Genomic DNA, 21,858 nt, shown 5'->3' with positions numbered 1-21,858 from the left:
GCCTAACCCGCCTGTTGCCGCAGCGGCGTGAGAACACCGGCCGCGACACGCGCCCCGGGGTTACATTCCTGGCGTACGGACTGCCCGTACGGGACGGGGAAGAGGTGGTCGGACCGTGCTCGATCTCGAAGGGGTTCGCCGGGACACTCCCGGCTGTTTCGACCGCGTGTTCCTCGACAGCGCCGGCTCGTCGCTGCCGCCGACACCCGTGCTCGACACGGTCGTCGCCCACCTCCGCCGCGAAGCCGAGGTCGGCGGCTACGTCGCCGCGAACGAGCGGTTCGACGCGCTGAGCGGCGTGAAGACCTCGATCGGCCGGCTGCTCGGCGTCGACCCCGCGTCGGTGGCGCTGACCGACAGCGCCTCACGCGCGTGGACGTCCTTCTTCTACGCGGTGCCTCTGCAACCCGGCGATCGCATCCTGATCTCCCGCGTCGAGTACGCCGCCAACGCGGTCGCCGCCCTGCAGCGCGCCCGCGCCACCGGCGGGACCGTCGAACAGATTCCGTCCGGTCCGGACGGGCGCGTCGACGTCGGCGCGCTCGGCGCGATGCTCGACGAACGCGTGAAGCTGGTGTCGCTGGTGCACGCGCCCACCAACGGCGGCCTGATCAACCCGGTGCGGGAGGTCGCGGACGCGGCGCACGCGGTCGGGGCGCTGGTGCTGCTCGACGCGTGCCAGTCCGTCGGCCAGCTGCCGGTGAACGTGCCCGAACTGGATGTGGATGCGCTGTCCGCGACCGGCCGCAAATGGCTGCGCGGCCCGCGTGGCACCGGATTCCTGTACGTGCGGCCACGATTGATCGGCGAACTCGAACCGGCCGTACTGGACCTGCACAGCGCGCGATGGTCGGGAACCGACGAATACGAACTCGCCCCCGACGCCACCCGCTTCGAACTGTGGGAGGCCGACGTCGCCGCGCGCCTCGGCCTGGGTGCTGCCGTCGACTACCTGCTCGATCTCGGGGTCGATGCGGTCACCGAGGCGATCGCCTACCGCGCCGAGCACCTCCGCGACGGTCTCGGGCGCATCCCCGGGGTCGAGGTCCGCGACCTCGGGAACCCGCGCAGCGGCATCGTCTCGTTCACCGTGGACGGTCGCGAGCCGACGGCGGTGCGCGATGCGCTCGCCGGGCAGTCGATGACGGTGACCGTCAGCCATCGCAGCTCGACGCTGCTGGACATGACCGCGCGGAAGCTCGACGCGGTGGTGCGCGCGTCGCCGCACTACTTCGTTTCCCCCGCCGACGTCGACCGATTCCTCGCCGCGGTGCGGAACCTGTGACGGTGTGACCTGGCGCACGGGATTCGACGGCTGTTCGCTTTGCACCCGGCGATCCGGTAAAGTCGTTCAAGTTGTCTCGGCGAGGGTGAACCGCGTAATCGCTGGCTCACCGTGATCGACGCGGCTGCGGCTCCGCTCGAGCGTTCCACGCTCCCGGCCCGCGCGTGTCCGGTCCCGCATCGTCGAGAAGACCGACCCAGTGAGAGCCACAAGCGTAGGAGCCGTTACATCATGTCCGACGAGAACCGTCTCGTAGCCGCCGTCCGCACCGAGTTCGGCAAGGGTGCTGCCCGCCGTGCCCGCCGTGACGGACAGGTCCCCGCCGTGCTGTACGGCCACGGCACCGATCCCAAGCACCTCGCACTCCCGGCCCGCGAGTTCGCGGCCGTGCTGCGTGCCCACGGCACCAACGCCGTTCTCACCCTGGATGTCGACGGTTCCGAGGAGCTGGCGCTGACCAAGTCGGTCGTCGTGCACCCGATCCGCAACTACATCGAGCACGCCGACCTGCTCGTGGTGAAGAAGGGCGAGAAGGTCACCGTCGAGGTGCCGCTGGTCGTCACCGGTGAGGCCGCGTCCGGCACCCTCGTCGTCAACGAGGTCTCCACCATCAAGCTCGAGGCCGAGGCTCTGCACCTCCCCGAGCAGATCGAGCTGTCGATCGAGGGCGCCGAGGCCGGCACCCAGTTCCTCGCCGGTGGCGTCGAGCTGCCCAAGGGCTCGTCGCTGCAGGACGACGCCGACCTGCTGCTCGTGAACATCGTCGTGGCGCCGTCCGCCGAGTCCCTCGAGGGCGAAGCCGCCGAGGGCGCCGAGGCTCCGGCCGAGGAGGCCTGAGCCACTCACGGCTCCACATGATTCGTTGCGGCGCGTCATCCCCCGCGGGATGGCGCGCCGCGCGCGTGTGACCGGTTGCCGCTGCAGGCACCGGTCGGGAAGGAACACACGAACGTGAGCGAGGACACCGCGCTCGTCGTCGGGCTCGGCAATCCCGGGCCGAAGTACGAGAAGACCCGTCACAACATCGGCTTCATGGTGGCCGACGTGCTCGCCGGGCGCGTGGGCGGTTCGTTCGCCGCGCACAAACGCAGCAATTCGGACATCGTTCAGGCCCGCCTCGACGGCCGGCAGGTGATCGTCGCCAAGCCGCGCACCTACATGAACCTGTCGGGTGGCCCGGTCGCGGGGCTGGCCAAGTTCTTCTCGGTCGATGCGGCGAACATCGTGGTGATCCACGATGAGCTGGACCTGGATTTCGGCACCATCCGTCTCAAGCTGGGTGGCGGCGAGAACGGGCACAACGGGCTGCGGTCGACGTCGAGTTCGCTGGGCACCAAGGACTATCTGCGGGTGCGGATGGGCATCGGACGTCCGCCCGGCCGGCAGGACCCGGCCGATTTCGTGCTCAAGCCGTTCTCGACGACCGAGCGCAAGGAACTCGACCTGTTCTGCGAGGAGGGGGCGGACGCCGTCGAGCTGCTGCTGCGCCTTGGCCTCGAGGGCGCGCAGAACCGAATCCACTGACCCGTGCGTGGTTTCGGTAGCGGCCGCTACCGAAACCACGCACGGGTCAGCCGGTCAGCAGGGTGACCGAGCTGCCGCGGCGCAATTTGCCGGAGGACGTCTTCGGGATGCTGCCGGGACCGAGCACCGCCACCGTGCGGGGGCGGACCCCGACCTCGCCGACGACGGCGTGCACCACCTCGTGTTCGATGCGGCGCACCTCGCCGGGGTCGTCGATCCGGTTGGTTTCGACTGCGACCGCGAATGATTCGCGCTTGTTTCCGGCGTCGAGGCGGATCGCGACGGCGTTGCCGGGTCGCACCCCGTCGACGCTGCACGCGGCGCGTTCGATGTCGGTCGGATACACGTTGCGGCCGCCCATGATGATGACGTCCTTGACGCGCCCGCACACCACGACGCGGCCTTCCTCGGTGAAGTAGCCGACATCGCCGGTGTCGAACCAGCCGTCGGGATCCTGCGCCGGGACGGGACCGTCCACGGTGAGATAACCGGAAGTCACCGCCTTGCCGCGTAGCTGGATGACGCCGACACCGCGCGCGGGCAACACTTGTCCGTCGTGCCCGACGACGCGGCCTTCGAGCCCGGGGACGAGATGCCCGAGCGTGGCCAGCCGCCGTCCGTGCGGCCGGGTGGTGGGCACGGCCATACCGCCGGCCTCGAGCAGGTCCGGGTCGACGACGTCGAGGACCTGCCCGTGCCCGGGATCCGGGACCGAGACCGCGAGGGTCGTCTCGGCCATGCCGTAGACGGGAGCCAGGGCCATCGGGTCGAGGCCGAATCGCGCCCCGGCTTCGGCCAGCGCGATCATGGTGTCAGGGTCGACGGGTTCGGCACCGTTCCACATCCATCGCATCGACGACAGGTCGACCGCTCCGTCCGGTGCCTGCGCGAGCTTGCGGGCGAGCAGCGAGTACGCGAAATTCGGTGCGGCCGTGACAGTTCCCCGATACCGGCCGATCAGGTCGGCCCACAGCAGCGGGGACTTGAGGAACTCGAGCGGAGTCACCGACACGACCTCGGCACCGACCTGCATGGGCACGCTGAGGAACCCGACCATCCCCATGTCGTGGAACAGCGGCAGCCAACTGACCATCACGTCGTCGTCGAGGGAGAACTTGATGCGGTCGATCATCGCGTACGCGTTGACGTAGAAGTTCTCGTGCGAGATCTGCACGGCCTTCGGCGACCCGGTCGAACCGGATGTCAACTGCTGCAACGCGATATCCGATTCGTCGGTGTCGATCGGGTCGATCGGTTCACCCGTCTGCATCCGGCCGACGGTCACGACGCGGATGCCGCGTTCGCGCAGCAGCGGTTCGGCGATGTCGAACGGCGCCCCGAGCACCACCACCTGTGCGTCGATCATGCGGACGACGGTTTCGGTGTCGCGGGCCCACGCGACCAGGTCGGTGCGCGGCGTCGGCTGGTGCAGCATGGTGACGCTGCCGCCCCGCATCCAGATCGCCTGACAGACCGGAGCGATGTCGACGGGATTGCCCGCCAGCACGCCCACCGCGGCCCCGTGACCGATGCCGGCGGCGGCCAGCGTCCCCGCCATGCACCGAGCCTGCTGGTGGATCTCCCCCCACGTCTGCCGCAACGGCTCGTCCGGTTCGCCGGTGATCAGCGCACGGTGGGTGCTCGTCGCCGTCGCATACATCTCGTCGGTGAATCTGCTCACGGGGTACTCCTCGATCCGGGGTCTGCGGTCCAGAGTCCTCGCGGCAGGGCCGATGGGGAACGGCGTCGCGGCAAACGTGACCGAATCTGGCGGAAATCGACATCGAATCGCCGAGTAACATGGAGGAGTTGCCTGCGATACCCGCACGCCCACCCGTTTCGAGAGGTCAGTTCCGCGTTGAGTACTCCGCCCGTCTCGGCCAGTAGCGAAATCGGCACCGCCGTCACGTCCAAGGAAGTGCGCGCGGAGGCCGGTCGGCGCCGCACGTTCGCCGTCATCTCCCACCCGGACGCCGGCAAGTCCACCCTCACCGAAGCGCTGGCGCTGCACGCGAAGGTCATCTCCGAGGCCGGCGCCGTGCACGGCAAGGCCGGCCGCAAGTCGACGGTCTCGGACTGGATGGAGATGGAGAAGGCCCGCGGAATCTCCGTCAGCTCCACGGCGCTGCAGTTCAACTACCGCTCCAGCGAGTCCACCGACGAGGACGATCCGGGCAACGTCATCAACCTGGTCGACACCCCCGGCCACTCGGATTTCTCCGAGGACACCTACCGGGTGCTGACCGCCGTCGACGCCGCGGTCATGCTCATCGACGCCGCGAAGGGCCTCGAGCCGCAGACCTTGAAGCTGTTCCAGGTGTGCCGCCACCGCGGAATCCCGGTGATCACCGTGATCAACAAGTGGGACCGTCCGGGTCGCGCGCCGCTGGAACTGCTCGACGAGATCGACGAACGGATCGGCCTGACGCCGACGCCGCTGTTCTGGCCCGTCGGCATCGCCGGTGACTTCCGCGGCCTGCTGCGGCGCGGCGAGGACGGCGCGGCCGACGAGTACATCAAGTTCACCCGCACCGCGGGCGGCGCGAAGATCGCCCCCGAGGAGCACCTGACCCCCGACGACGCGCTGGATCGCGAAGGCGACACGTGGGCCGAGGCTGCGGAGGAGTCGGAGCTGCTGTCGGCGAGCGGCCAGGACCACGACCAGGAACTGTTCCTCGCCGGCCAGACCTCGCCGGTGATCTTCGCCTCGGCGATGCTGAACTTCGGGGTGCGGCAGATCCTCGACACTCTCGTCGCGCTGGCGCCGCCGCCGCGCGCCCGCATCGACGTCGACGACGCGCCCCGCAACGTCGACGACCCGTTCAGCGCGGTGGTGTTCAAGGTGCAGGCCGGGATGGACACCGCGCACCGCGACCGTCTCGCGTTCATGCGCGTGGTGTCCGGGGTGTTCGAGCGCGGCATGGTCGTCACGCACTCCCAGACCGGCAAGCCGTTCACCACCAAGTACGCGTTGACCGTGTTCGGCCGCGAGCGGTCCACGGTCGAGTCCGCCTACCCCGGTGACGTGGTGGGTCTGGTCAACGCGACCGCCCTGGCGCCCGGGCACACCCTGTTCGTGGACCGGAAGGTCGAGTTCCCGCCGATCCCGTCGTTCGCGCCGGAACACTTTGCGATCCTGCGGGTCGACGCCGCGTCGAAGTACAAGCAGTTCCGCAAGGCCGTCGACCAGCTGGACTCCGAAGGCGTCGTGCAGATCCTGCGCAACGACGTGCGCGGGGACGCCTCACCGGTGATGGCGGCCGTCGGCCCCATGCAGTTCGAGGTCGTCGCGGCGCGGATGAAAGCGGAGTACAACGTCGAACCGCGGATCGAGCCGCTCGGCTACGCGCTGGCGCGCCGGACCGACGCGGCCTCGATGGGCGAACTGAACCGGCAGCGCGGCGTCGAGGTGTTCACCCGGTCGGACGGGGTGCTGCTCGCCTTGGTCAGCGACAAGTGGCGGTTGCAGTACATCCAGAAGGAGCTGCCCGATCTGACGCTGGAACCGCTGGTCGCCGCCACCGACTGAGGTTCTTGCAGCGATAGTGCATGTGACGGCGATTGCTGGTATTTTCCTGCCGTCGAGCTGACGCTGGCTCGGGGGATCTTCAGGGAGCTGTGCATGAACGACGACACCTCGGCCGCCGAGCCCGGCGGGACACCGCCGCGCGGCCGGGCCGACCCGGCCAAGCGGAACGAGGCGCCGAAGCGCTCGGGCACCTTCATCTATCCGCTGCCGAGCACCCCGCTCCCGAGCAGTACCCCGATGGCGAGCGGCCCCGCACCCCGTGCCGCGGGCAGTCACGCATCCGATCGCAACCCGGCCGGCGGGGTGGGCGCCGGCACCACTACGGAAGGGACGTCCCCGGTGAGCAGCACCAGCACGAACGGCACGACTGCCGCTACCAACGGTATCGGCGCATCGCCCGCCACCACGGCCGAACTCGGCACGAGCCTGCCGACGGCGAGCGGGCCGGCAGTCGGTCCGGCCCGACGCAACTCGATGGGGCAGGCATCTGTGCGGATCGCCGCGCGGCTCGCGCAGGGTGAGCTGGCGACCCGGACCCACCGGGGTCACGGGTCGGACCCGACCGTCGACAACGACGAACTGCTGAGCCTGCTCGGCGAGTACCTGCTCGCCGGTGGTCTCGAGAAGCCCGAGCTCCACGCGACCCTCGGTGGGCAGCCGATCGTCGTGGACCTGCAGGCCCCGCAGCGCCCCACGCGCTGAGCGACATCCCCGCCCTCCCGGTGATGGGAACCTTCACCGGGTCGGACCGAACATCGGTCCCGCCACCCGGGGGCGCGGGGTGCTAGTCGCCGAACAGTGCGGCGATCTTCGCCGGGTCGATGTCCTCGAGGGTTTTCGGCGACCACGCCGGGTTGCGGTCCTTGTCGACGAGCACGGCGCGCACACCCTCCGCGAAGTCGGGTTCGACGCTGATCCGCACCGCGACGTCGAGTTCCCGCGCGAAGCATTCGCTCAGTGTGCTCTCGCCGCCCCTCCGCAGCAGTTCGGCGGTCGCGTACAGGCTTGTCGGCGACAGCGCCCGCAGCGCATCGCGGGTCTGCGCGACCCAGGCGGTGTCGCCGAGTGCGTCGTCGTCGAGTCTGGTGACGATATCGGCGACGGTGCCGTCGCCGAAGACCTGCTCGATGTCGGGGAACCGGTCGGCGAGCGCCGACTCCGGGGCCGGTTCGGCGAACTCGTCGAGAGCGTCCTGCCACAGGCCCGCGCGGATGCGGTCGGCGAGAGCACCGATGCGGTCGCTGGGCACGAAGTGGGTGGCCAACCCAACCGCGAGGGCGTCACCAGCGGTGACGCGAGCGCCCGTCAACCCCAGGTACATGCCGACGGCGTCGCAGCGGGCGGTCGTGCCACGCAGCCGCGGCAGGAAGTGGCTCGCGCCGACATCGGGGATGAAACCGATCGCGGTTTCGGGCATCGCGAGCAGTGCCTTCTCCGACACGACCCGCACCGCACCGTGCACGGAGATACCCAGCCCGCCGCCCATGGTGACGCCGTCGAGCAACGCCAGGTAGGGCTTGGGGTAGGTGGCGACGAGCTCGTCGAGCCGGTACTCCTCGGCGAAGTAGGCCCGGACCCGGTCGAGATCGCGGGCCAACGCGGCGTCCCGCACGGACTTGATGTCGCCGCCCGCGCAGAACGCGCGGCCGGAGGCACTGGTGACCAGGACCGCGGTGATCTCCGGGTCGTCGCGCCACTGCAGCAGCGGCGCGTACAGGTCACGGATCATCGAACTGTCCAGGGCGTTGAGCGCCGTGGGCCGATCGAGCACCACCTCGCCGACGCCGTTGGCGACGCGGGTGCGAATGTAGGACAACTCTGTCACGGGCGGGAGCCTACCGGGCGATGTCGCTACCGGCTGGATGCGCGGTCGTCGCGACCTACCGGGTGTCGCCGGAATGGTTTCCCGTGACCGGGCCGACGAGCAACCAGCGGTGCCCGAACGGGTCGAGCAGCGTCGCGTTGCGGTGGCCGTGGCTTTCGGTGATCCAGCGTTCGACGGTGCCGCCGGCGTCGCGGGCGCGGGCGAGGACTCCGTCGGTGTCGTCGACCGGCAGCATCAGGCTGACCGACGTCGCGCCCGCCTCGGCGGCGGTCAGTCCCATCTCCGGGAACTCCTCGGCGACGTACACAATGCCGGTCGGGAAGATCAGTTCCGCGTGCCCGATCCGACCGTCGTCCATCACGACGGGATCACCCGCGATCTCCGCGCCGAACACCCTTGTATACCAGTCGATCGCGGCACGAGCCTCGGATACCGTGAGGTACGGAAGCGCTCCCGGCCTGGGGAAGTCGACCCCGTCGAACGTCATGATGCGCGCGGTACCTCGAGCAGATCCCATCGGTTCGAGGTGAGCCGGAAGCTCGGTATGTCGTCGAGGGAAACGACTGTCTCCCAGTTCCGTTCGTAGGAGGTGTGCGCGATGCGCCACTTCCCGTCGTCGCACCGCATGTACCGGTCGCGGTAGTACGCCGAACCGCGCAGCAACATCCCGTCCTCGGGAATGACGACGGTGTCCGCGAGCAACCACACCCCGGTGGCGCTCTGCCCGTCCGGGGCGAGGTCGATCTCGGGGTGGCTGCAGTGATGCTCGGTGACGATGTGGGCGCCGAGCGTGTTCGCGAGGAAACCCACGAAGGCGTCGCGGGATTCGAAACTGAGATGCTCGCCGTAGACGGCGGTGGCCTCCGGGATCAGTGTGTCCGCGAACTCGACCCATTCCTTGGTATCGAGCGTCCGGGCGTAGCGGTACTTGACCCGCTCGATCGCGCTGACGGCCTCCAGATCCATCGCCGACCTCCCGAGCCCGTACGACCACTGTTGGAACCTGAAAGTCAGGCTATCCCGGATCACCGTCGGGCGGTATCGGTTTCGGAGGCTCGCCGGTCAATTCGATTGCAGTTCGGTTACGTCGCCGCCGCCACCGCTCGGGCGGCGTGGCCGATCCGTGTCACCGCGCGGCCGGGCCGTGCCCGGCGGGGCCAGTGCCCGAATGGTCGCGTCGACGATCGTCTCCGCGTACGCCTCGTCCTCGCCGGGTGTGGCCGGGGTGCCGAGCGCGAACAGCACGTGGCTGAGCACCGCGCCCGTGACCATCTCGAGCAGCAGGGTCACCGAGGCGTCCGTGCGCAGCTCGCCGCGCGCGACCGCGCGATGCACGATGGTGCGGGCCGCGAGCACCCGGCTGCGGTTGAGTGTGTCGGTGAGCCGGGCGAGCAGGTCCGGGTGTGCTCGGGCGTCGAGCGCAACGCGCAGGCTCACCAGCCCGGAGGTGGTGCGGTAGCCGCGCAGCAGCTGACCGGCGAGCTCGACCAGATCCGTGCGCAGACTGCCGGTGTCGATCGGGTCCGGCAGCGGGCTGCGGGCCTCGAGCGCCTGGACGAGCAGCTCGTCCTTGGAGTCCCACCGTCGGTACAGGGCGGCGCGGCCGACGCGGGCGCGCCGACCCACGGCGTCGAGGGTGAAGCCGCGCCAGCTCGTCTCGGAGTAGACCTCGAGCACGGCGTCGAACACGCGGTCCTCGAGGTCGACGTCGCGAGGCCGACCACGGCGGCGGGGTGCTGGTTCGGTCACCCCAGCAGTGTGCCAGACCGCGACTTTATTTACAGACTGGATCAGTCCGTATTACTCTTCGGTCAGTTCAACACCGCGTCTTCCCTTAAGGACAGTGATGGCAGACCCCACCCGGATACCGGTCGTGATCGGTGTCGGCGACCTCCGCTCCGGCCGCGCCGGCGCCCCGGCCGCCCCCCGCGAACCACTCGACCTGATCCACGAGGCCACCACCGCGGCTCTCGCCGACACCGGTGTCGCCGACCCGGCCGCCCTGGCCGCCCGCGTCGACACCGTCCGCGCGGTCAAGACCGCGAGCTGGGCGTACGACGACCTGCCGGGACTGCTCGCCGACCGCCTCGGCGCGACCCCCGAGCACACCTCGACCACGCCGATCGGCGGACACTGGCCCGCCGCGCTGCTCGACCTGATCGCCCACGACATCGCCGCGGGCACGAGCACGATCGCGCTGCTCGTCGGTGGCGAATCGCAGGCCTCGGTCACCGGCGCCGCCAAGACCGGCACCGGCCCCGCCGCACTCGGGTGGGCCACCGCGCCCGGTGGCCCGCCCGCGTTCGACCCGGACGACCTGGGCAGCGTCGCCATGCAACGCGCCGCGATGATCGCCCCGACCCGCGTGTACCCGCTGTTCGAGAACCGGCTGAGCTTCGACGCCGGGCACGGACACGACGAGTCCGTCGCATGGTCCGCACAGCTCTACGCCGCGTTCTCCGAGATCGCCGGGAACAACCCCGCCGCGTGGAACCCCGACCTGCGCACCGCCGAGGACATCGCGACCCCCGGCCCCCGCAATCGGAGGGTGACCGATCCGTACCCGCTGCTGATGAACGCGATGCCGTTCGTCGACCAGGCCGCGGCGGTCGTCGTGACCTCCCTCGCCGTCGCCCGCGACCTCGGCATCGACGACGACAAGCTGGTGTACGTCTGGGGCGGTGCTGGTGCGACCGAACCCGCCGACGTGCTCGCCCGCGCGGACTTCGGCCGCTCGGCCGCGCTCGCCGACGCCCTGGCCCGCACCCTGTCGCGAGCCGACATCAAGGCCCGCGACCTCGACATCGTCGACGCCTACAGCTGCTTCCCGGTGGTACCGAAGCTGCTCGTCGAGCACCTCGGGCTGCCGCGCGAGACCGTCCCCAGCGTCACCGGTGGACACTCGTTCTTCGGCGGACCGCTCAACAGCTACACGCTGCACTCGATCGTCGCGGTCGCGCGGCGGCTGCGCACCCACGGCGAGCTCGCCCTCGTGCACGGCAACGGCGGATACCTGACGTACCAGCACACCGTCCTCCTCGCCGCGGCGCCGCACACCAACGGCTACATCGGCGACCCGGAGCCGGTGCTGCTGCCCGCAACCGCGCCCGAAGCCGCCCTCGACTACCAGGGCGACGTCGAAGTTGTCACCGCCACAGCCGAATACGGGCGCGACGGCAATCCGGCCACCGGATTCCTCGTCGGACTCACCCCCGACGGCCGTCGGGTCTCCGGCTACACCGACGCCGCCGGCGCCGCGATCCTCGCGGCCGGCCCCGGCGTCATCGGGCAGACCGTCCGCGTCGTCGACGCCGGCGGCGCCCTCACCGTCACCCTCACCGCCCAGCCCTCCGAGGAGTCCGCATCGTGACCGAACCTGTCGTTCTCGTCGAGCAGCGGGACCACACCCTGCTCGTCGCCATCAACCGTCCCCGCGCCGCGAACAGCATCAACGCGGCCGTGCACCAGGGACTCGGTGAGGCGTGGGAGCGCGCCGACAGCGACAAGGACATCCGGGCGGTCGTGCTCACCGGCGCCGGCGACAGCGTGTTCTGCGGCGGCGCCGATCTCAAGGCCCTGGGCACCGCCGGCCCCGACGGCGTCACCCCGCCCGAGACCGCGCACTGGGGCTTCGCCGGTGTGGTCAAGCACCACATCCGCAAGCCGGTCATCGCTGCGGTGAACGGCACCGCGCTCGGCGGCGGCACCGAACTGGCTCTCGCGAGCGACCTCGTCGTCGCCTCGGACAGCGCCGAATTCGGCCTCCCGGAAGTGCATCGCGGGCTCATCGCGGGCGCCGGCGGCGTGTTCCGTATCGGTCAGGCCATCCCGCGCGCGGTCGCGATGGAGCTGATCCTGACGGGCAAGCCGATGTCCGCGCAGGACGCGCTGCGGTGGGGCCTGGTCAACCGGGTGGTGCCGCAGACGGACGTCCTGTCCACGGCTCTGGCGCTCGCCGAGGACGTCGCCGCGGGTGCTCCGCTGGCCGTGCAGGCAAGCAAGATCGTCGCCCAGGGCATCGTCGACGGCAAGGTCGCCGCCGAGGAGCAGGCCTGGGCACTGACCGACGAGGCACTGGGCCGACTCACCACCAGCGCCGACACCCTCGAAGGCGTCATGGCCTTCATGCAGAAGCGCGCACCCGTCTGGAAGGGCGAATGACGATGACCACCACCGAAATCCTGCGCTGGGACACCGACGAGCGGAAGGCGCTGCGGCAGCTCACCGCCGACTTCACGCGCAAGGAGATCGTCCCGCACCTCGACACCTGGGAACGTGAGGGCGCAATTCCGCGGGAGTTGCACCGCAAGGCCGCCGAGGCGGGCCTGCTGGGCGCGTCCGTCGCCGAGGAACACGGCGGCTCCGGCGGAAACCCGCTGGACATGCTCGCGATCCTCGAGGAGATCATCCTCGCGGGCGGCTCGTCCGGTCTGATCTCGGCACTGTTCAGCCACGGCATCGCGACCCCGCACATCATCTCGTCTGGGAACACCGATCTCATCGACCGGTTCGCCCGTCCCGCGCTCGAGGGCCGGATCATCGGCTCGCTGGCCATCACCGAGCCCAGCGGCGGCTCCGATGTCGCAAACATCCGCACCACCGCGCGCCGCGACGGCGACGAGTACGTGATCAACGGCTCGAAGCTGTACATCACCTCCGGTACCCGCGCCGACTTCGTCACCACCGCGGTGCGCACCGGCGACGCCGGCGCCGGCGGCATCTCGCTGATCGTCGTGCCCACGGACACACCGGGATTCACGGTGTCCCGCAAGCTCGACAAGATGGGCTGGCTGTGCTCGGACACCGCCGAGCTCTTCTACGACGACGTGCGCGTGCCCGTCGCGAACCTCGTCGGCGCCGAGAACTCGGCCTTCGGCCAGATCGCGCAGCAGTTCCAGGGCGAGCGCCTGTCGCTCGCGTTCCAGGCGGTAGCGACCGCGCAGCGCTGCTTCGACCTGACGGTCGAGTGGGTCAAGTCCCGGGAGACGATGGGACGCCCGCTGTCCAAGCGCCAGGTCGTCCGTCACCGCCTTGCCGACCTTGCCACCGAAATCACTGCGGCACAGACATTCTGCCGTTCCGTTGCGGAGCGCTGGGTCAACGGCGAGGGCATGTTGCTCGAGACGTCGATGGCCAAGAACAACGCGGTGAAGGTCTGCGACCACGCCGTGATGGAGGCCGTTCAGCTCGCCGGTGGTATCGGCCTGATGCGCGAGAGCGAGGTCGAGCGGCACTTCCGCGACGCCCGCGTCCTCGGCATCGGCGGCGGCACCACCGAGATCATGAACGAGATCATCAGCAAGCTGCTGGGGCTGTAGGCGGCTTCGCCGCCCGGTGTGCACTCTCGGCGGTTGGAACCGCCGAGAGTGCACACCGCGCGTCAGCGCACTCTTTCCAGCGCGACGACGGCTGCGGCGGCGATCACGACGTGCATGAGGGTCAGCGTCACGGTGCTGGCCGTGTCGAAATCCGCCGAGAGCGTGCCGGTGATCGTGGCGAGCGGCAGCAACGCCCCCACCACCTGAGCGATCCGCACGAACCCGTGCCACCACAGGCCGAGCAGGACCGCGACCGTCAGGCCGACACCGAGCGGAAGAACGGTCATGAGTACGACGCCGCCGGGCGCGGCGCTGACGGTCTCGCCCGCGTCGGTGTGCTCGAACGAGCCGCCCGCGGCCAGACCGATCAGCCACAGGACGAGGTTGAGGACGAGCGCTCCCGCGACCGCGGAAGCCACGACGACGGGCCGGCCGGCCGGCCGCGATCGCGACGGAACAGTTGAGGGACTGGATGTTTCGGCTGTAGACATCGATCCTCCTGATGGGTGTTGTCCGCTGACACGACCCATCGTCCGACCTCGAGTCGGCTCGAGGTCAAGAGGCGCCTTCACCGGGGCGTCAGCCCAGTTCTTCGGCGAGCTCCATCCACTGCTCCTCGGCGGCTTCCTTCTCCGCGACCACCTGACGCAGTTCCGCGTCGAGCTTCTGCAGCCGCTCGGGATCGGTCGCGGCCTCGGCGAGCTGATGGTGCAGCTTCTCCTCGCGTTCGGCGAATTTCGCGACCGCCCGTTCCAGCCGGGCGAGTTCCTTGCGGGCCGCGCGATCGGCGGCGCCGTCGCGCTTCGGACCCGCCGCGGCATCCTCCGTGCCGGACTGCCTGCCGACGGTCGACGCCACGGACGGCACACCACCGTCGCCGAGTTCCGCACGCCGGCGCAGGTATTCCTCGATGCCGCCGGGCAGGTTGGTGAGCTTGCCGTCGCCGAACAGGGCCCACGTCGAATCACAGATGCGTTCGATCAGGTACCGGTCGTGACTGATGACGACCAACGTTCCGGCCCAGCCGTCGAGCAGGTCCTCGAGCTGCTGCAGCGTGTCGATGTCGAGGTCGTTGGTGGGCTCGTCGAGCAGCAGCACGTTGGGTTCGGCCATGAGCACCCGGGTCAGTTGCAGGCGCCGGCGCTCGCCGCCGGACAGGTCGCCGACGGGGGTGCGCTGCTTGGCGGGCGTGAACCCGAGTCGCTCCGCGAGCTGACCGGCGGAGATCTCCTTGTCGCCCAGGGTGATCCGCTCGGCCACGTCCTGAACCGCTTCGAGTACCCGCATGTCGGTGGGCAGATCGTCGAGTTCCTGCCGCAGCCAACCGATCTCGACGGTCTGGCCCTGCACACGCCGACCCGATGCCGGTTCGAGTTCCCCGGCGAGGGTACGCAGCAGGGTCGTCTTGCCGGAGCCGTTGACCCCGACCAGACCGATCCGCTCCCCCGGTCCCAGGCGCCAGGTCAGGTCGTGGACGAGTTCGCGCCCGTCCGGGGTGGTCAGGGTGGCGTCCTCGAGCTCGATCACGATCCGGCCGAGCCGCCGTTTGGCGAACGAGGCCAACGCCACCGAGTCGCGCGGCGGCGGCACGTTCGCGATCAGTGCCTCGGCGGCATCGATCCGGTACTTCGGCTTGGAGGTGCGAGCCGGGGCACCGCGTCGCAGCCAGGCAAGTTCCTTGCGGGCCAGGTTGCGGCGCCGCTCCTCCATCGCGTCGGACTGGCGGGCGCGCTCTGCCCGCGCGAAGATCCAGTCGTTGTAGCCGCCCTCGTAACTTTCGACCTTGCCGCCCACGACCTCCCACGTGCGGGTCGCGACGGTGTCGAGGAACCAGCGGTCGTGGGTGACCACCACGAGCGCGCTGCGCCGGGACAGCAGATGTTCGGCCAGCCACTGCACGCCCTCGACGTCGAGGTGGTTGGTCGGCTCGTCGAGCACCAGCAGGTCCAGGTCCTGCACGAGCGCGGCGGCGAGCGCGACCCGGCGACGTTCGCCGCCGGACAGCCCGTCGACGACCGCATCGAGTCCGAGGTTGTCGATGCCGATGCCCGCGAGCACCGAACGGATGCGGGCGTCGCCGGCCCATTCGTGTTCGGCGACGCCGAGCGGCCCGAGCACCACGTCACCGACGGTGGAGCCGGCCGGAAGCACCCCGCGCTGGGTGACCACGGCCATGCGCAGACCGCCGACGCGGCTGACGCGACCGGAATCCGGTTCCTCGAGACCGGCCAGCACCTCGAGCATCGTCGTCTTACCGCCGCCGTTGAGGCCGACGACACCGATGCGTTCGCCTTCCTCCACACCGAGGGACACCGAGTCCAGCAACGGCTTGACGCCGAAGGACTTCGAGACCTGTTCGAGGTTGATCAGATTCGCCACGCGGAGCAGAGCCTTCCGGATTTTCGAGGATCGGGGTCAGTGGTCGGGGGGGTCAGGGGGTGGAGGCGCCGACGACGCGGGCGCCGTGGACCGGACCGGATGCGACGCGCACCGTGCGGCACACGCCCGCACCGGCGAGCTCGGCGCTCACGGTGACCGCGGCGTCCTCGTCGGCGCACAGGAACGCGCAGGTCGGGCCCGAGCCGGACACGATGCCGGCCAACGCCCCGGCCTCCACCCCGGCACGCAGGGTACGACGCAGCGCCGGGTTCAGCGACAGCGCCGCCGCCTGCAGGTCGTTGCCGAGCAGGGGTGCGAGCACGTGCGGATCACCGCCGGCGAGCGCATGCAGCAGCTCGTCGGTGCCGTCGACCCGGCGCGGGTCGCCCTCGGCGCGGAGCCGGTCCAGTTCGCGGAACACCACCGGCGTGGACAGGCCGTCCTTGGCGAGCGCGAGCACCCAGTGGAAGGTGTGCCGCGACAGCACGGGCACCAGGTGCTCGCCGCGGCCGGTGCCGATGGCGATCCCGCCGTGCAGGCAGAACGGCACGTCGCTGCCGAGTTCGGCGGCGAGTTCGTCGAGTTCGTCGCGTCCGAGCCCCAGGTGCCACAGAGCGTCGAGCGCGACGAGGGTGGCGGCGGCGTCGGCGCTGCCACCTGCCATGCCGCCCGCGACCGGGATGCCCTTGTCGATCATGATCGCGACCGCGGGTTCGCGGCCGGCGCGCGCGGCGACGAGTTCGGCTGCCCGCCACGCCAGGTTGGTGGAGTCGGCGGGCACCAGCTCGGCGTCCGCGCCGCGCACCTGCACGCTCAACGCGTCGGCCGGAACCACCGAGACCTCGTCGCTCAGCGACAGGGCCTGGAACACGGTGCGCAGCTCGTGGTAGCCGTCCTCACGCAGGTCACCGACTGCAAGATGCAGGTTGACCTTGGACGGGGCCCGCACCGTGACGGGCGTCGGAACGACGGAAAGCACGAGTACTGAGCTTACCCGGACCGCGCTGCCCCCACGGTTCGGCCGCCATCGGAAATAGGACCGAACCCGTCCGCGATACGTGGGATCGTCGTCGCATGCGTGAAACCTCCGCCCGCCTGCTCCGGCTGCTGTCCCTCCTACAGACCCGACGGGACTGGTCGGGGGCCGAACTCGCGGCCCGGCTGTCGATCACCACCCGGACGGTGCGGCGCGACGTCGACAAGCTCCGCGACCTCGGATATCCGGTGGACGCGACCGTCGGTGTCGGTGGCGGCTACCGGCTGGGTGCGGGCGCCGAGATGCCACCGCTGCTGCTCGACGACGAGGAGGTCGTGGCCGTCGCCTTCGCCTTGCAAGCCGGCGCCAACGACTCGGTCACCGGGATCGGCGAGGCCGCGACCCGGGCACTGGTCAAGCTGCGGCAGGTGATGCCGTCGCGGTTGCGGCACCGGCTCGCGGCACTGGAGGTCGAGGTGGTGGACCGGAGGCCCGCGGCTTCGGCGGTGGATGCGGGGCTACTGAGCGCGGTCGCCGCCGTATGCCACGACCACCAACGACTGCGATTCGACTATCGCACGCACGACGGGGAATTCGCGCGGCGCGAGGTCGAACCATATCGCCTGGTGCGATCGCGATTGCGTTGGTATCTGGTGGCATGGGACGTCGGCCGGGAGGACTGGCGCACGTTCCGCGTCGACCGGATGGAACCGAAGATCCCCACGGGTCCGCGGTTCACGCCGCGGGAACTGCCGCCGGGCGGCGCGGCCGAGTTCGTGGCGCGCGGAATCCGGCGCAGCGCCGCGCAGGTGCGGGCCCGGGTACTGCTGCACGCACCGTTCGACGAGATCACCCCGAAGGTGGACGACGACTGGGGCAGTGTGGAACTCGTCGACGACGCCAGTTGCGCCGTGGTGCTCGACGGGCGGTCGCTGGAGTCGATCGCTGGCTGGCTGCGCGCGTTCGACGTCGATTTCACGGTCCTGGATCCGCCCGAACTGCGCGGCGCGTGCCGGGCCCTGGCCGAGCGGCACACGCAACTGGCCGCCCGGTACGAACGTGCCTGACGAAAAGTCGACCCCAACAACTGTTTACAGCACAAAACCCCGGAACTCGTTGCGAGTTCCGGGGTTTCGCGGAGGTATCGGTATCAGCCGATGACGTTGACGCCGGTGGCCTGCGGGCCCTTCTGGCCCTGGCCGATCTCGAAGCTCACGCGCTGGTTCTCCTCGAGGGTGCGGAAGCCGCGGCCCTGGATCTCGGAGAAGTGCACGAAGACGTCAGCCGAACCGTCGGCCGGAGCGATGAAGCCGAAGCCCTTTTCGCCGTTGAACCACTTCACGGTACCTTCAGCCATGTTGTTTCCTTACTGCTGTGGGGAAGCGGTCGCCTCCCCGTCGTCGGACGGCTGAACACCGTCCGGGTCTGTCACTCGACGGCTGAAACGATTTCCGTGGTGGCTATCGCATCCGCTCGCAACCAGAAATGTGCGAGGGTAAACCACTAACACACTACCTAACGACCGTGGACAAGTAGATCACAGACTTCGCGACCACGCAACCACGAGACGAATGATCCTGGTAAACAACGCCGGTGGGCCGTCGATCTGGGAGCAGGGGTGGGCCGTCACTCGGTGCCCGCGAGCCGCACGAACGCTGCGGCGTCGAGTTTCTCGCCGCGCATCGACGGGTCGATACCCGCCGCGATCAGACGTCGTTCCGCCTCGGCCGCCGAGCCTGCCCACCCGCTCAGCGCCGCGCGCAACGTCTTACGGCGCTGCGCGAATGCGGCATCGACGACCGCGAAGACGCGTCGGCGACTCTCGGCATCCATGGGCCACGGCGGTTCGGTGTAGCGGTCGATTCGCACGAGACCGGATTCGACCTGCGGCACGGGCCAGAAGACCGCGCGCCCGACCGCGCCGGCGCGACGCACCTCCCCGAAGAAGCAGGCCTTGACGCTGGGCACGCCGTACACCTTGCTGCCGGGGGGCGCGGCGAGCCGGTCGGCGACCTCGGACTGGACCATCACCAGCGCGGTGCGCAGGGACGGGAACTCGGCGAACAGGTGCAGCAGTACCGGGACCGCGACGTTGTACGGCAGGTTTGCGACGAGCGCGGTCGGGGCGACCGGCAACTCGTCCGGCCGCACCTTCATCGCGTCCCGCAGCGCGACATCGAGGTTTCCGGCCAGCTCGGGTGCGCGCTGTGCGACGGTCTCGGGCAGCCGCGCGGCGAGCTTCGGGTCGATCTCGACCGCGATCACCCGGTCCACGACGTCGAGCAGGGCGAGAGTCAGCGATCCCAGGCCCGGGCCGACCTCGAGCACCACGTCGTCGCGGCCCACGCCGGCAACCGACACGATGCGCCGCACAGTGTTGGCGTCGTGCACGAAGTTCTGGCCCAACTGCTTGGTGGGGCGGACGCCGAACTCCTCGGCGAGGGTCCGGACCTCGGCGGGGCCGAGCAGTGCCGCCTGTCCGCGGGGAGAATCGTCTGACACGTCCTGAACCTAGCGCACGCCCAGGCGGCCGGAGCACGACGGCCACGCACCCCAGCCGTGCGCCTGCTGGGTCCCGGCGGCGATCGCGATCTGTTCCTCGCGGGTCGCGAGGTCGGCACGCGGGGCGTAGCGGAGCCCACCCTGCCGTTCCCAGGTGCTCTGGTCGAACTGCACGCCGCCGTAGTAGCCGTTGCCGGTGTTGATCGCCCAGTTGCCGCCCGCCTCGCATCGGGCCAGCGCATCCCAGATGTCACCGTTCTGGACGGGCGGAACCTCGGTGCCCGGTTTGGTGCCGACACGCACGACCGAGGGCCGGGCCTCGGTGGTGACGACCGCCTCGACGGTCGCGCGGCCGGTCTCGGCCCCGTCGACCGTGCTGACCGCGAACGTCACGTCCTGCACGCCGGGAGTTCCCGGATCCTCCACGACGGTGCGGCTCATGTTCATCGTCTCGTCCTCGATGCGCTGGACGGGCGGTTCGAGCGGCAGCGTCTCGGTGACCTCGTGGACCCGTTTGCGGGTGACGTCGATCTCGAGTCCGTCGGCGAGCGGGGTTTCCGCGGGCGGATTCACCTCGTCCGACTGTTCGAGGGGGACGCCGTACACGGCAAGGAATTCCCCGACGGTCGGGGCGGCGAGCCGGACGGGAACCGCGGGGGCGCCGCCGTCGGCGAGCCGCACGGTGCGGGGGTTCACGACGGCCAGATCGAGGCCCTCGATCGGCAACCGGTGCGAGCGCGATGCCGACACGTACACGTCGGAGGCGAGGTCGAACTGGGTCAGCGCTTCGTCGACGGTCAGCGCGGTGGTCCAGACACTGCGTTCGGTGCCGTCGACGGTCAGCTGCACCTCACGGGCGCGGCGCAGCACCACGGTGTCACCGTCGGAGACGGACTGGTCGGCATCCGGTGCCACGACGTCGCGCTGTCCGATGCCGTACCCGGCATCGGACAGCACGCCGCGCACGTCGGCGCGCATGGTGCCGAGTGCGACGAGGTCGCCGTCGACATCCACCGTGACGGTCTTGTGCCGCGCCACCGCGGTCGCTCCGCCGGCGATCAAGGTCAGCAGCAGGGCCGCGACCACTGCGTACAGCAGCGTGGATCGGGAACCGTTGATCTTCGACAGCGCAGACACAAGTTCTAGTTCTTACCTCAGGCCGAGTTTGCTGGTGCACGCCGGCCAGGCACCCCAGCCCTGCGCCGCCTGCACCTTCTCGGCGACGGCGATCTGCTGTTCGCGGGTGGCCATGTCGGCGCGGGGGGCGTACTGGGTGCCACCGAAGCCGGCCCACGTCTGCTGGGTGAATTGCAGTCCGCCGTAGAAGCCGTTGCCGGTGTTGATGGCCCAGTTGCCGGTCGCCTCGCACTGCGCGATCGAGTCCCACGTCGAGGCACGGCCGGAGGCGGGCACTGCGGGCTTGGGTTTGGTGCCCACGCGGACGGTCGCGGCGACGGGCTCGGTGAGCACGGTCGATGCCTTCTCGGTGCGGCCGACCTCGACGCCGTTGACGGTGTGCACGTCGAAGGTGACGGAACGCTCACCCGGGACACCCGGGTTGTCGAGGGCGGTCTCACCCTCGGTCATGTTCGGGTCGTCGGCGCGGTGCTCCGGCGGCGCGATGGGCTGGTTCTCGACGCGCGTCTCGACGCGGTCGCGGGTGACGACGACGGTCACGCCCTCGGTGAGCGGGGCGTCGGCGGCCGGGGTCACGGAGTCGCCCTGCTCGAGCGACGTGCCGTTGAGGGCGAGGAACTCGCCGACGGTGGGGGCCGCGAGCCGGACCGGGAGGGCGGGAGCACCGCCGTCGGCGAACTGAACGGTCTTCGGGTTCACGACTGCGAGGTCGATGCCCTCGAGCGGCAGGCGGTGCGACCGCGACGCGGAGACATGGACGTCGGAGGAGAGCTGGAACTGGGCCAGCGCCTCGTCGACGGTGAGCGCGGTGGTCCACACCGAGCGCTCTTCGCCGTCGACGGTCAGGTTGACCTCGCGGGCGCGGCGCAGGACGACGGTGTCGCCGTCGGAGACGGTCGCGTCGGCCGACGGGGCGACGACGTCGTGCTCGCCGATTTCGTATCCGGCGTCGGCGAGGATCTCGCCCACGGTGGAGCTCATGGTGCCGAAGGCACGCTGCTCCCCGTCGATGTCGAGGGTCAGGTCCTTGTGCTTGACGAGGGCGAAGATTCCGCCGGTGACGAGCGTCACGAAAAGGGCCGCGACGACCGAGTACAGCACGGGGGATTTTGCACGATTGAGCTTGGCGAAGGGTGACACAACAATTCCAAACGGACGACAACTGTGATCACAGCACGGTAACGAGATGACATTGCTACTGCAACCCCAGTCCATCTACCAGCCTCTTTGCCAATTTCGAACAGATCACGCCTCAGGGACGACGAAATCTTGTGGCGAAAATATTTTCGAACCGGAATCAAGTTGCCCGGCGCATGAAAGAGACGGTTCGGCGAATTACATTCCTGAAATTCACCCCGAATCGGAGGCGGATACCTACACTCC

At 69.8% G+C, this 21,858-nt stretch carries 22 protein-coding genes; 10 read left to right on the top strand and 12 right to left on the bottom strand.

Going from position 1 to position 21,858, the window contains the following annotated elements; genetic code table 11:
• Positions 1-115 precede the first annotated feature (115 nt).
• The 3 genes from RZ1_RS11940 (at position 116) to pth (ending at position 2,809) form a co-directional block, all read left to right on the top strand.
• Positions 116-1,285, top strand: coding sequence for an aminotransferase class V-fold PLP-dependent enzyme (locus RZ1_RS11940; RefSeq protein WP_072812119.1), 1,170 nt, complete (start codon positions 116-118; stop codon positions 1,283-1,285).
• Positions 1,286-1,516: 231 nt separating this feature from the next.
• Positions 1,517-2,122, top strand: a complete 606-nt coding sequence (locus tag RZ1_RS11935) for a 50S ribosomal protein L25/general stress protein Ctc (protein WP_072812118.1) — start codon at positions 1,517-1,519, stop codon at positions 2,120-2,122.
• Between the two features lie 114 nt (positions 2,123-2,236).
• The gene (gene pth, locus RZ1_RS11930) at positions 2,237-2,809 is read left to right on the top strand and encodes an aminoacyl-tRNA hydrolase (protein ID WP_072812116.1); all 573 of its coding nucleotides are present in this window, start codon (positions 2,237-2,239) and stop codon (positions 2,807-2,809) included.
• A gap of 46 nt (positions 2,810-2,855) precedes the next feature.
• On the opposite strand, the gene RZ1_RS11925 is transcribed toward pth, so the two are convergent.
• Positions 2,856-4,490: a fatty acyl-AMP ligase gene (locus tag RZ1_RS11925; RefSeq protein ID WP_072812114.1), complete on the bottom strand. Its 1,635-nt coding sequence runs from the start codon at positions 4,488-4,490 to the stop codon at positions 2,856-2,858.
• 177 nt (positions 4,491-4,667) lie between these two features.
• Between RZ1_RS11925 and RZ1_RS11920 the strand changes: the two genes are divergently transcribed.
• Positions 4,668-6,338, top strand: coding sequence for a peptide chain release factor 3 (locus RZ1_RS11920; RefSeq protein WP_072812112.1), 1,671 nt, complete (start codon positions 4,668-4,670; stop codon positions 6,336-6,338).
• Positions 6,339-6,431: 93 nt separating this feature from the next.
• Complete coding sequence (locus RZ1_RS11915; RefSeq protein ID WP_238071890.1) at positions 6,432-7,040, top strand: hypothetical protein; 609 nt, start codon at positions 6,432-6,434, stop codon at positions 7,038-7,040.
• Between the two features lie 82 nt (positions 7,041-7,122).
• On the opposite strand, the gene RZ1_RS11910 is transcribed toward RZ1_RS11915, so the two are convergent.
• From RZ1_RS11910 to RZ1_RS11895, 4 genes are all read right to left on the bottom strand, one after another.
• The gene (locus RZ1_RS11910; protein ID WP_283235987.1) at positions 7,123-8,154 is read right to left on the bottom strand and encodes an enoyl-CoA hydratase/isomerase family protein; all 1,032 of its coding nucleotides are present in this window, start codon (positions 8,152-8,154) and stop codon (positions 7,123-7,125) included.
• A 64-nt stretch (positions 8,155-8,218) separates the two neighbouring features.
• Complete coding sequence (locus RZ1_RS11905; protein WP_072812108.1) at positions 8,219-8,650, bottom strand: VOC family protein; 432 nt, start codon at positions 8,648-8,650, stop codon at positions 8,219-8,221.
• Entirely contained in the window at positions 8,647-9,129 is a 483-nt protein-coding gene (locus RZ1_RS11900; RefSeq protein WP_072812107.1) for a nuclear transport factor 2 family protein, read from the bottom strand. Before RZ1_RS11900 ends, RZ1_RS11905 begins: the two co-directional genes overlap by 4 nt.
• A 96-nt stretch (positions 9,130-9,225) precedes the next feature.
• Positions 9,226-9,912: a TetR/AcrR family transcriptional regulator gene (locus RZ1_RS11895; protein ID WP_083583648.1), complete on the bottom strand. Its 687-nt coding sequence runs from the start codon at positions 9,910-9,912 to the stop codon at positions 9,226-9,228.
• Between the two features lie 97 nt (positions 9,913-10,009).
• Here RZ1_RS11895 and RZ1_RS11890 point away from each other — a divergent pair, with 97 nt between their 5' ends.
• The 3 genes from RZ1_RS11890 to RZ1_RS11880 are packed head-to-tail and all read left to right on the top strand — an operon-like array spanning position 10,010 to position 13,481.
• Positions 10,010-11,533 carry a TLP1 C-terminal extension domain-containing protein gene (locus RZ1_RS11890; protein ID WP_072812105.1) on the top strand — a complete coding sequence of 508 codons (1,524 nt, stop codon included), beginning with the start codon at positions 10,010-10,012 and terminating at the stop codon, positions 11,531-11,533.
• Positions 11,530-12,324, top strand: a complete 795-nt coding sequence (locus RZ1_RS11885; RefSeq protein ID WP_072812103.1) for an enoyl-CoA hydratase-related protein — start codon at positions 11,530-11,532, stop codon at positions 12,322-12,324. Before RZ1_RS11890 ends, RZ1_RS11885 begins: the two co-directional genes overlap by 4 nt.
• Positions 12,325-12,326: 2 nt before the next feature.
• The gene (locus RZ1_RS11880; RefSeq protein WP_072812101.1) at positions 12,327-13,481 is read left to right on the top strand and encodes an acyl-CoA dehydrogenase family protein; all 1,155 of its coding nucleotides are present in this window, start codon (positions 12,327-12,329) and stop codon (positions 13,479-13,481) included.
• Positions 13,482-13,543: 62 nt separating this feature from the next.
• Here RZ1_RS11880 and RZ1_RS11875 read toward each other — a convergent pair whose 3' ends face one another.
• The 3 genes from RZ1_RS11875 to RZ1_RS11865 form a co-directional block, all read right to left on the bottom strand.
• Positions 13,544-13,972, bottom strand: coding sequence for a DUF6069 family protein (locus RZ1_RS11875; RefSeq protein ID WP_072812100.1), 429 nt, complete (start codon positions 13,970-13,972; stop codon positions 13,544-13,546).
• An 88-nt stretch (positions 13,973-14,060) separates the two neighbouring features.
• Positions 14,061-15,860, bottom strand: a complete 1,800-nt coding sequence (locus RZ1_RS11870; protein WP_072812098.1) for an ABC-F family ATP-binding cassette domain-containing protein — start codon at positions 15,858-15,860, stop codon at positions 14,061-14,063.
• 52 nt (positions 15,861-15,912) lie between these two features.
• Positions 15,913-16,839, bottom strand: a complete 927-nt coding sequence (locus RZ1_RS11865; protein WP_072812096.1) for a 4-(cytidine 5'-diphospho)-2-C-methyl-D-erythritol kinase — start codon at positions 16,837-16,839, stop codon at positions 15,913-15,915.
• Between the two features lie 95 nt (positions 16,840-16,934).
• Between RZ1_RS11865 and RZ1_RS11860 the strand changes: the two genes are divergently transcribed.
• On the top strand, positions 16,935-17,903 hold the full coding sequence (locus RZ1_RS11860; protein ID WP_072812094.1) for a helix-turn-helix transcriptional regulator: 969 nt from the start codon (positions 16,935-16,937) through the stop codon (positions 17,901-17,903).
• 83 nt (positions 17,904-17,986) lie between these two features.
• On the opposite strand, the gene RZ1_RS11855 is transcribed toward RZ1_RS11860, so the two are convergent.
• The 4 genes from RZ1_RS11855 to RZ1_RS11840 form a co-directional block, all read right to left on the bottom strand.
• A complete protein-coding gene (locus RZ1_RS11855; RefSeq protein WP_072812091.1) occupies positions 17,987-18,193 on the bottom strand; it encodes a cold-shock protein in 207 nt (68 codons plus the stop codon).
• Positions 18,194-18,462: 269 nt separating this feature from the next.
• On the bottom strand, positions 18,463-19,338 hold the full coding sequence (gene rsmA / locus RZ1_RS11850; protein ID WP_072812089.1) for a 16S rRNA (adenine(1518)-N(6)/adenine(1519)-N(6))-dimethyltransferase RsmA: 876 nt from the start codon (positions 19,336-19,338) through the stop codon (positions 18,463-18,465).
• Between the two features lie 9 nt (positions 19,339-19,347).
• Positions 19,348-20,475, bottom strand: coding sequence for a resuscitation-promoting factor (locus tag RZ1_RS11845; RefSeq protein ID WP_072812087.1), 1,128 nt, complete (start codon positions 20,473-20,475; stop codon positions 19,348-19,350).
• A gap of 12 nt (positions 20,476-20,487) precedes the next feature.
• The gene (locus RZ1_RS11840; RefSeq protein ID WP_072812085.1) at positions 20,488-21,615 is read right to left on the bottom strand and encodes a resuscitation-promoting factor; all 1,128 of its coding nucleotides are present in this window, start codon (positions 21,613-21,615) and stop codon (positions 20,488-20,490) included.
• Positions 21,616-21,661: 46 nt separating this feature from the next.
• Between RZ1_RS11840 and RZ1_RS30935 the strand changes: the two genes are divergently transcribed.
• Positions 21,662-21,858, top strand: a 197-nt coding sequence (locus RZ1_RS30935) for a hypothetical protein (protein WP_218020460.1), incomplete at its 3' end; no start/stop codon positions are given.

It is taken from the genome of Rhodococcus zopfii NBRC 100606 = JCM 9919, from assembly GCF_001895025.1.
GTDB classification, from domain to species: Bacteria; Actinomycetota; Actinomycetes; order Mycobacteriales; family Mycobacteriaceae; genus Rhodococcus; species Rhodococcus zopfii.
This window is presented reverse-complemented; position numbering and strand designations above follow the sequence as displayed.

What these genes read in the sequence shown, in the direction of transcription:
- RZ1_RS11855 (WP_072812091.1), bottom strand. Translation starts at nt 18,193, where the DNA reads ATGGCTGAAGGTACCGTGAAGTGGTTCAACGGCGAAAAGGGCTTCGGC.
- RZ1_RS11875 (WP_072812100.1), bottom strand. Translation starts at nt 13,972, where the DNA reads ATGTCTACAGCCGAAACATCCAGTCCCTCAACTGTTCCGTCGCGATCG.
- RZ1_RS11935 (WP_072812118.1), top strand. Translation starts at nt 1,517, where the DNA reads ATGTCCGACGAGAACCGTCTCGTAGCCGCCGTCCGCACCGAGTTCGGC.
- RZ1_RS11905 (WP_072812108.1), bottom strand. Translation starts at nt 8,650, where the DNA reads ATGACGTTCGACGGGGTCGACTTCCCCAGGCCGGGAGCGCTTCCGTAC.
- RZ1_RS11890 (WP_072812105.1), top strand. Translation starts at nt 10,010, where the DNA reads ATGGCAGACCCCACCCGGATACCGGTCGTGATCGGTGTCGGCGACCTC.
- RZ1_RS11860 (WP_072812094.1), top strand. Translation starts at nt 16,935, where the DNA reads ATGCGTGAAACCTCCGCCCGCCTGCTCCGGCTGCTGTCCCTCCTACAG.
- RZ1_RS11880 (WP_072812101.1), top strand. Translation starts at nt 12,327, where the DNA reads ATGACCACCACCGAAATCCTGCGCTGGGACACCGACGAGCGGAAGGCG.
- RZ1_RS11915 (WP_238071890.1), top strand. Translation starts at nt 6,432, where the DNA reads ATGAACGACGACACCTCGGCCGCCGAGCCCGGCGGGACACCGCCGCGC.
- RZ1_RS11900 (WP_072812107.1), bottom strand. Translation starts at nt 9,129, where the DNA reads ATGGATCTGGAGGCCGTCAGCGCGATCGAGCGGGTCAAGTACCGCTAC.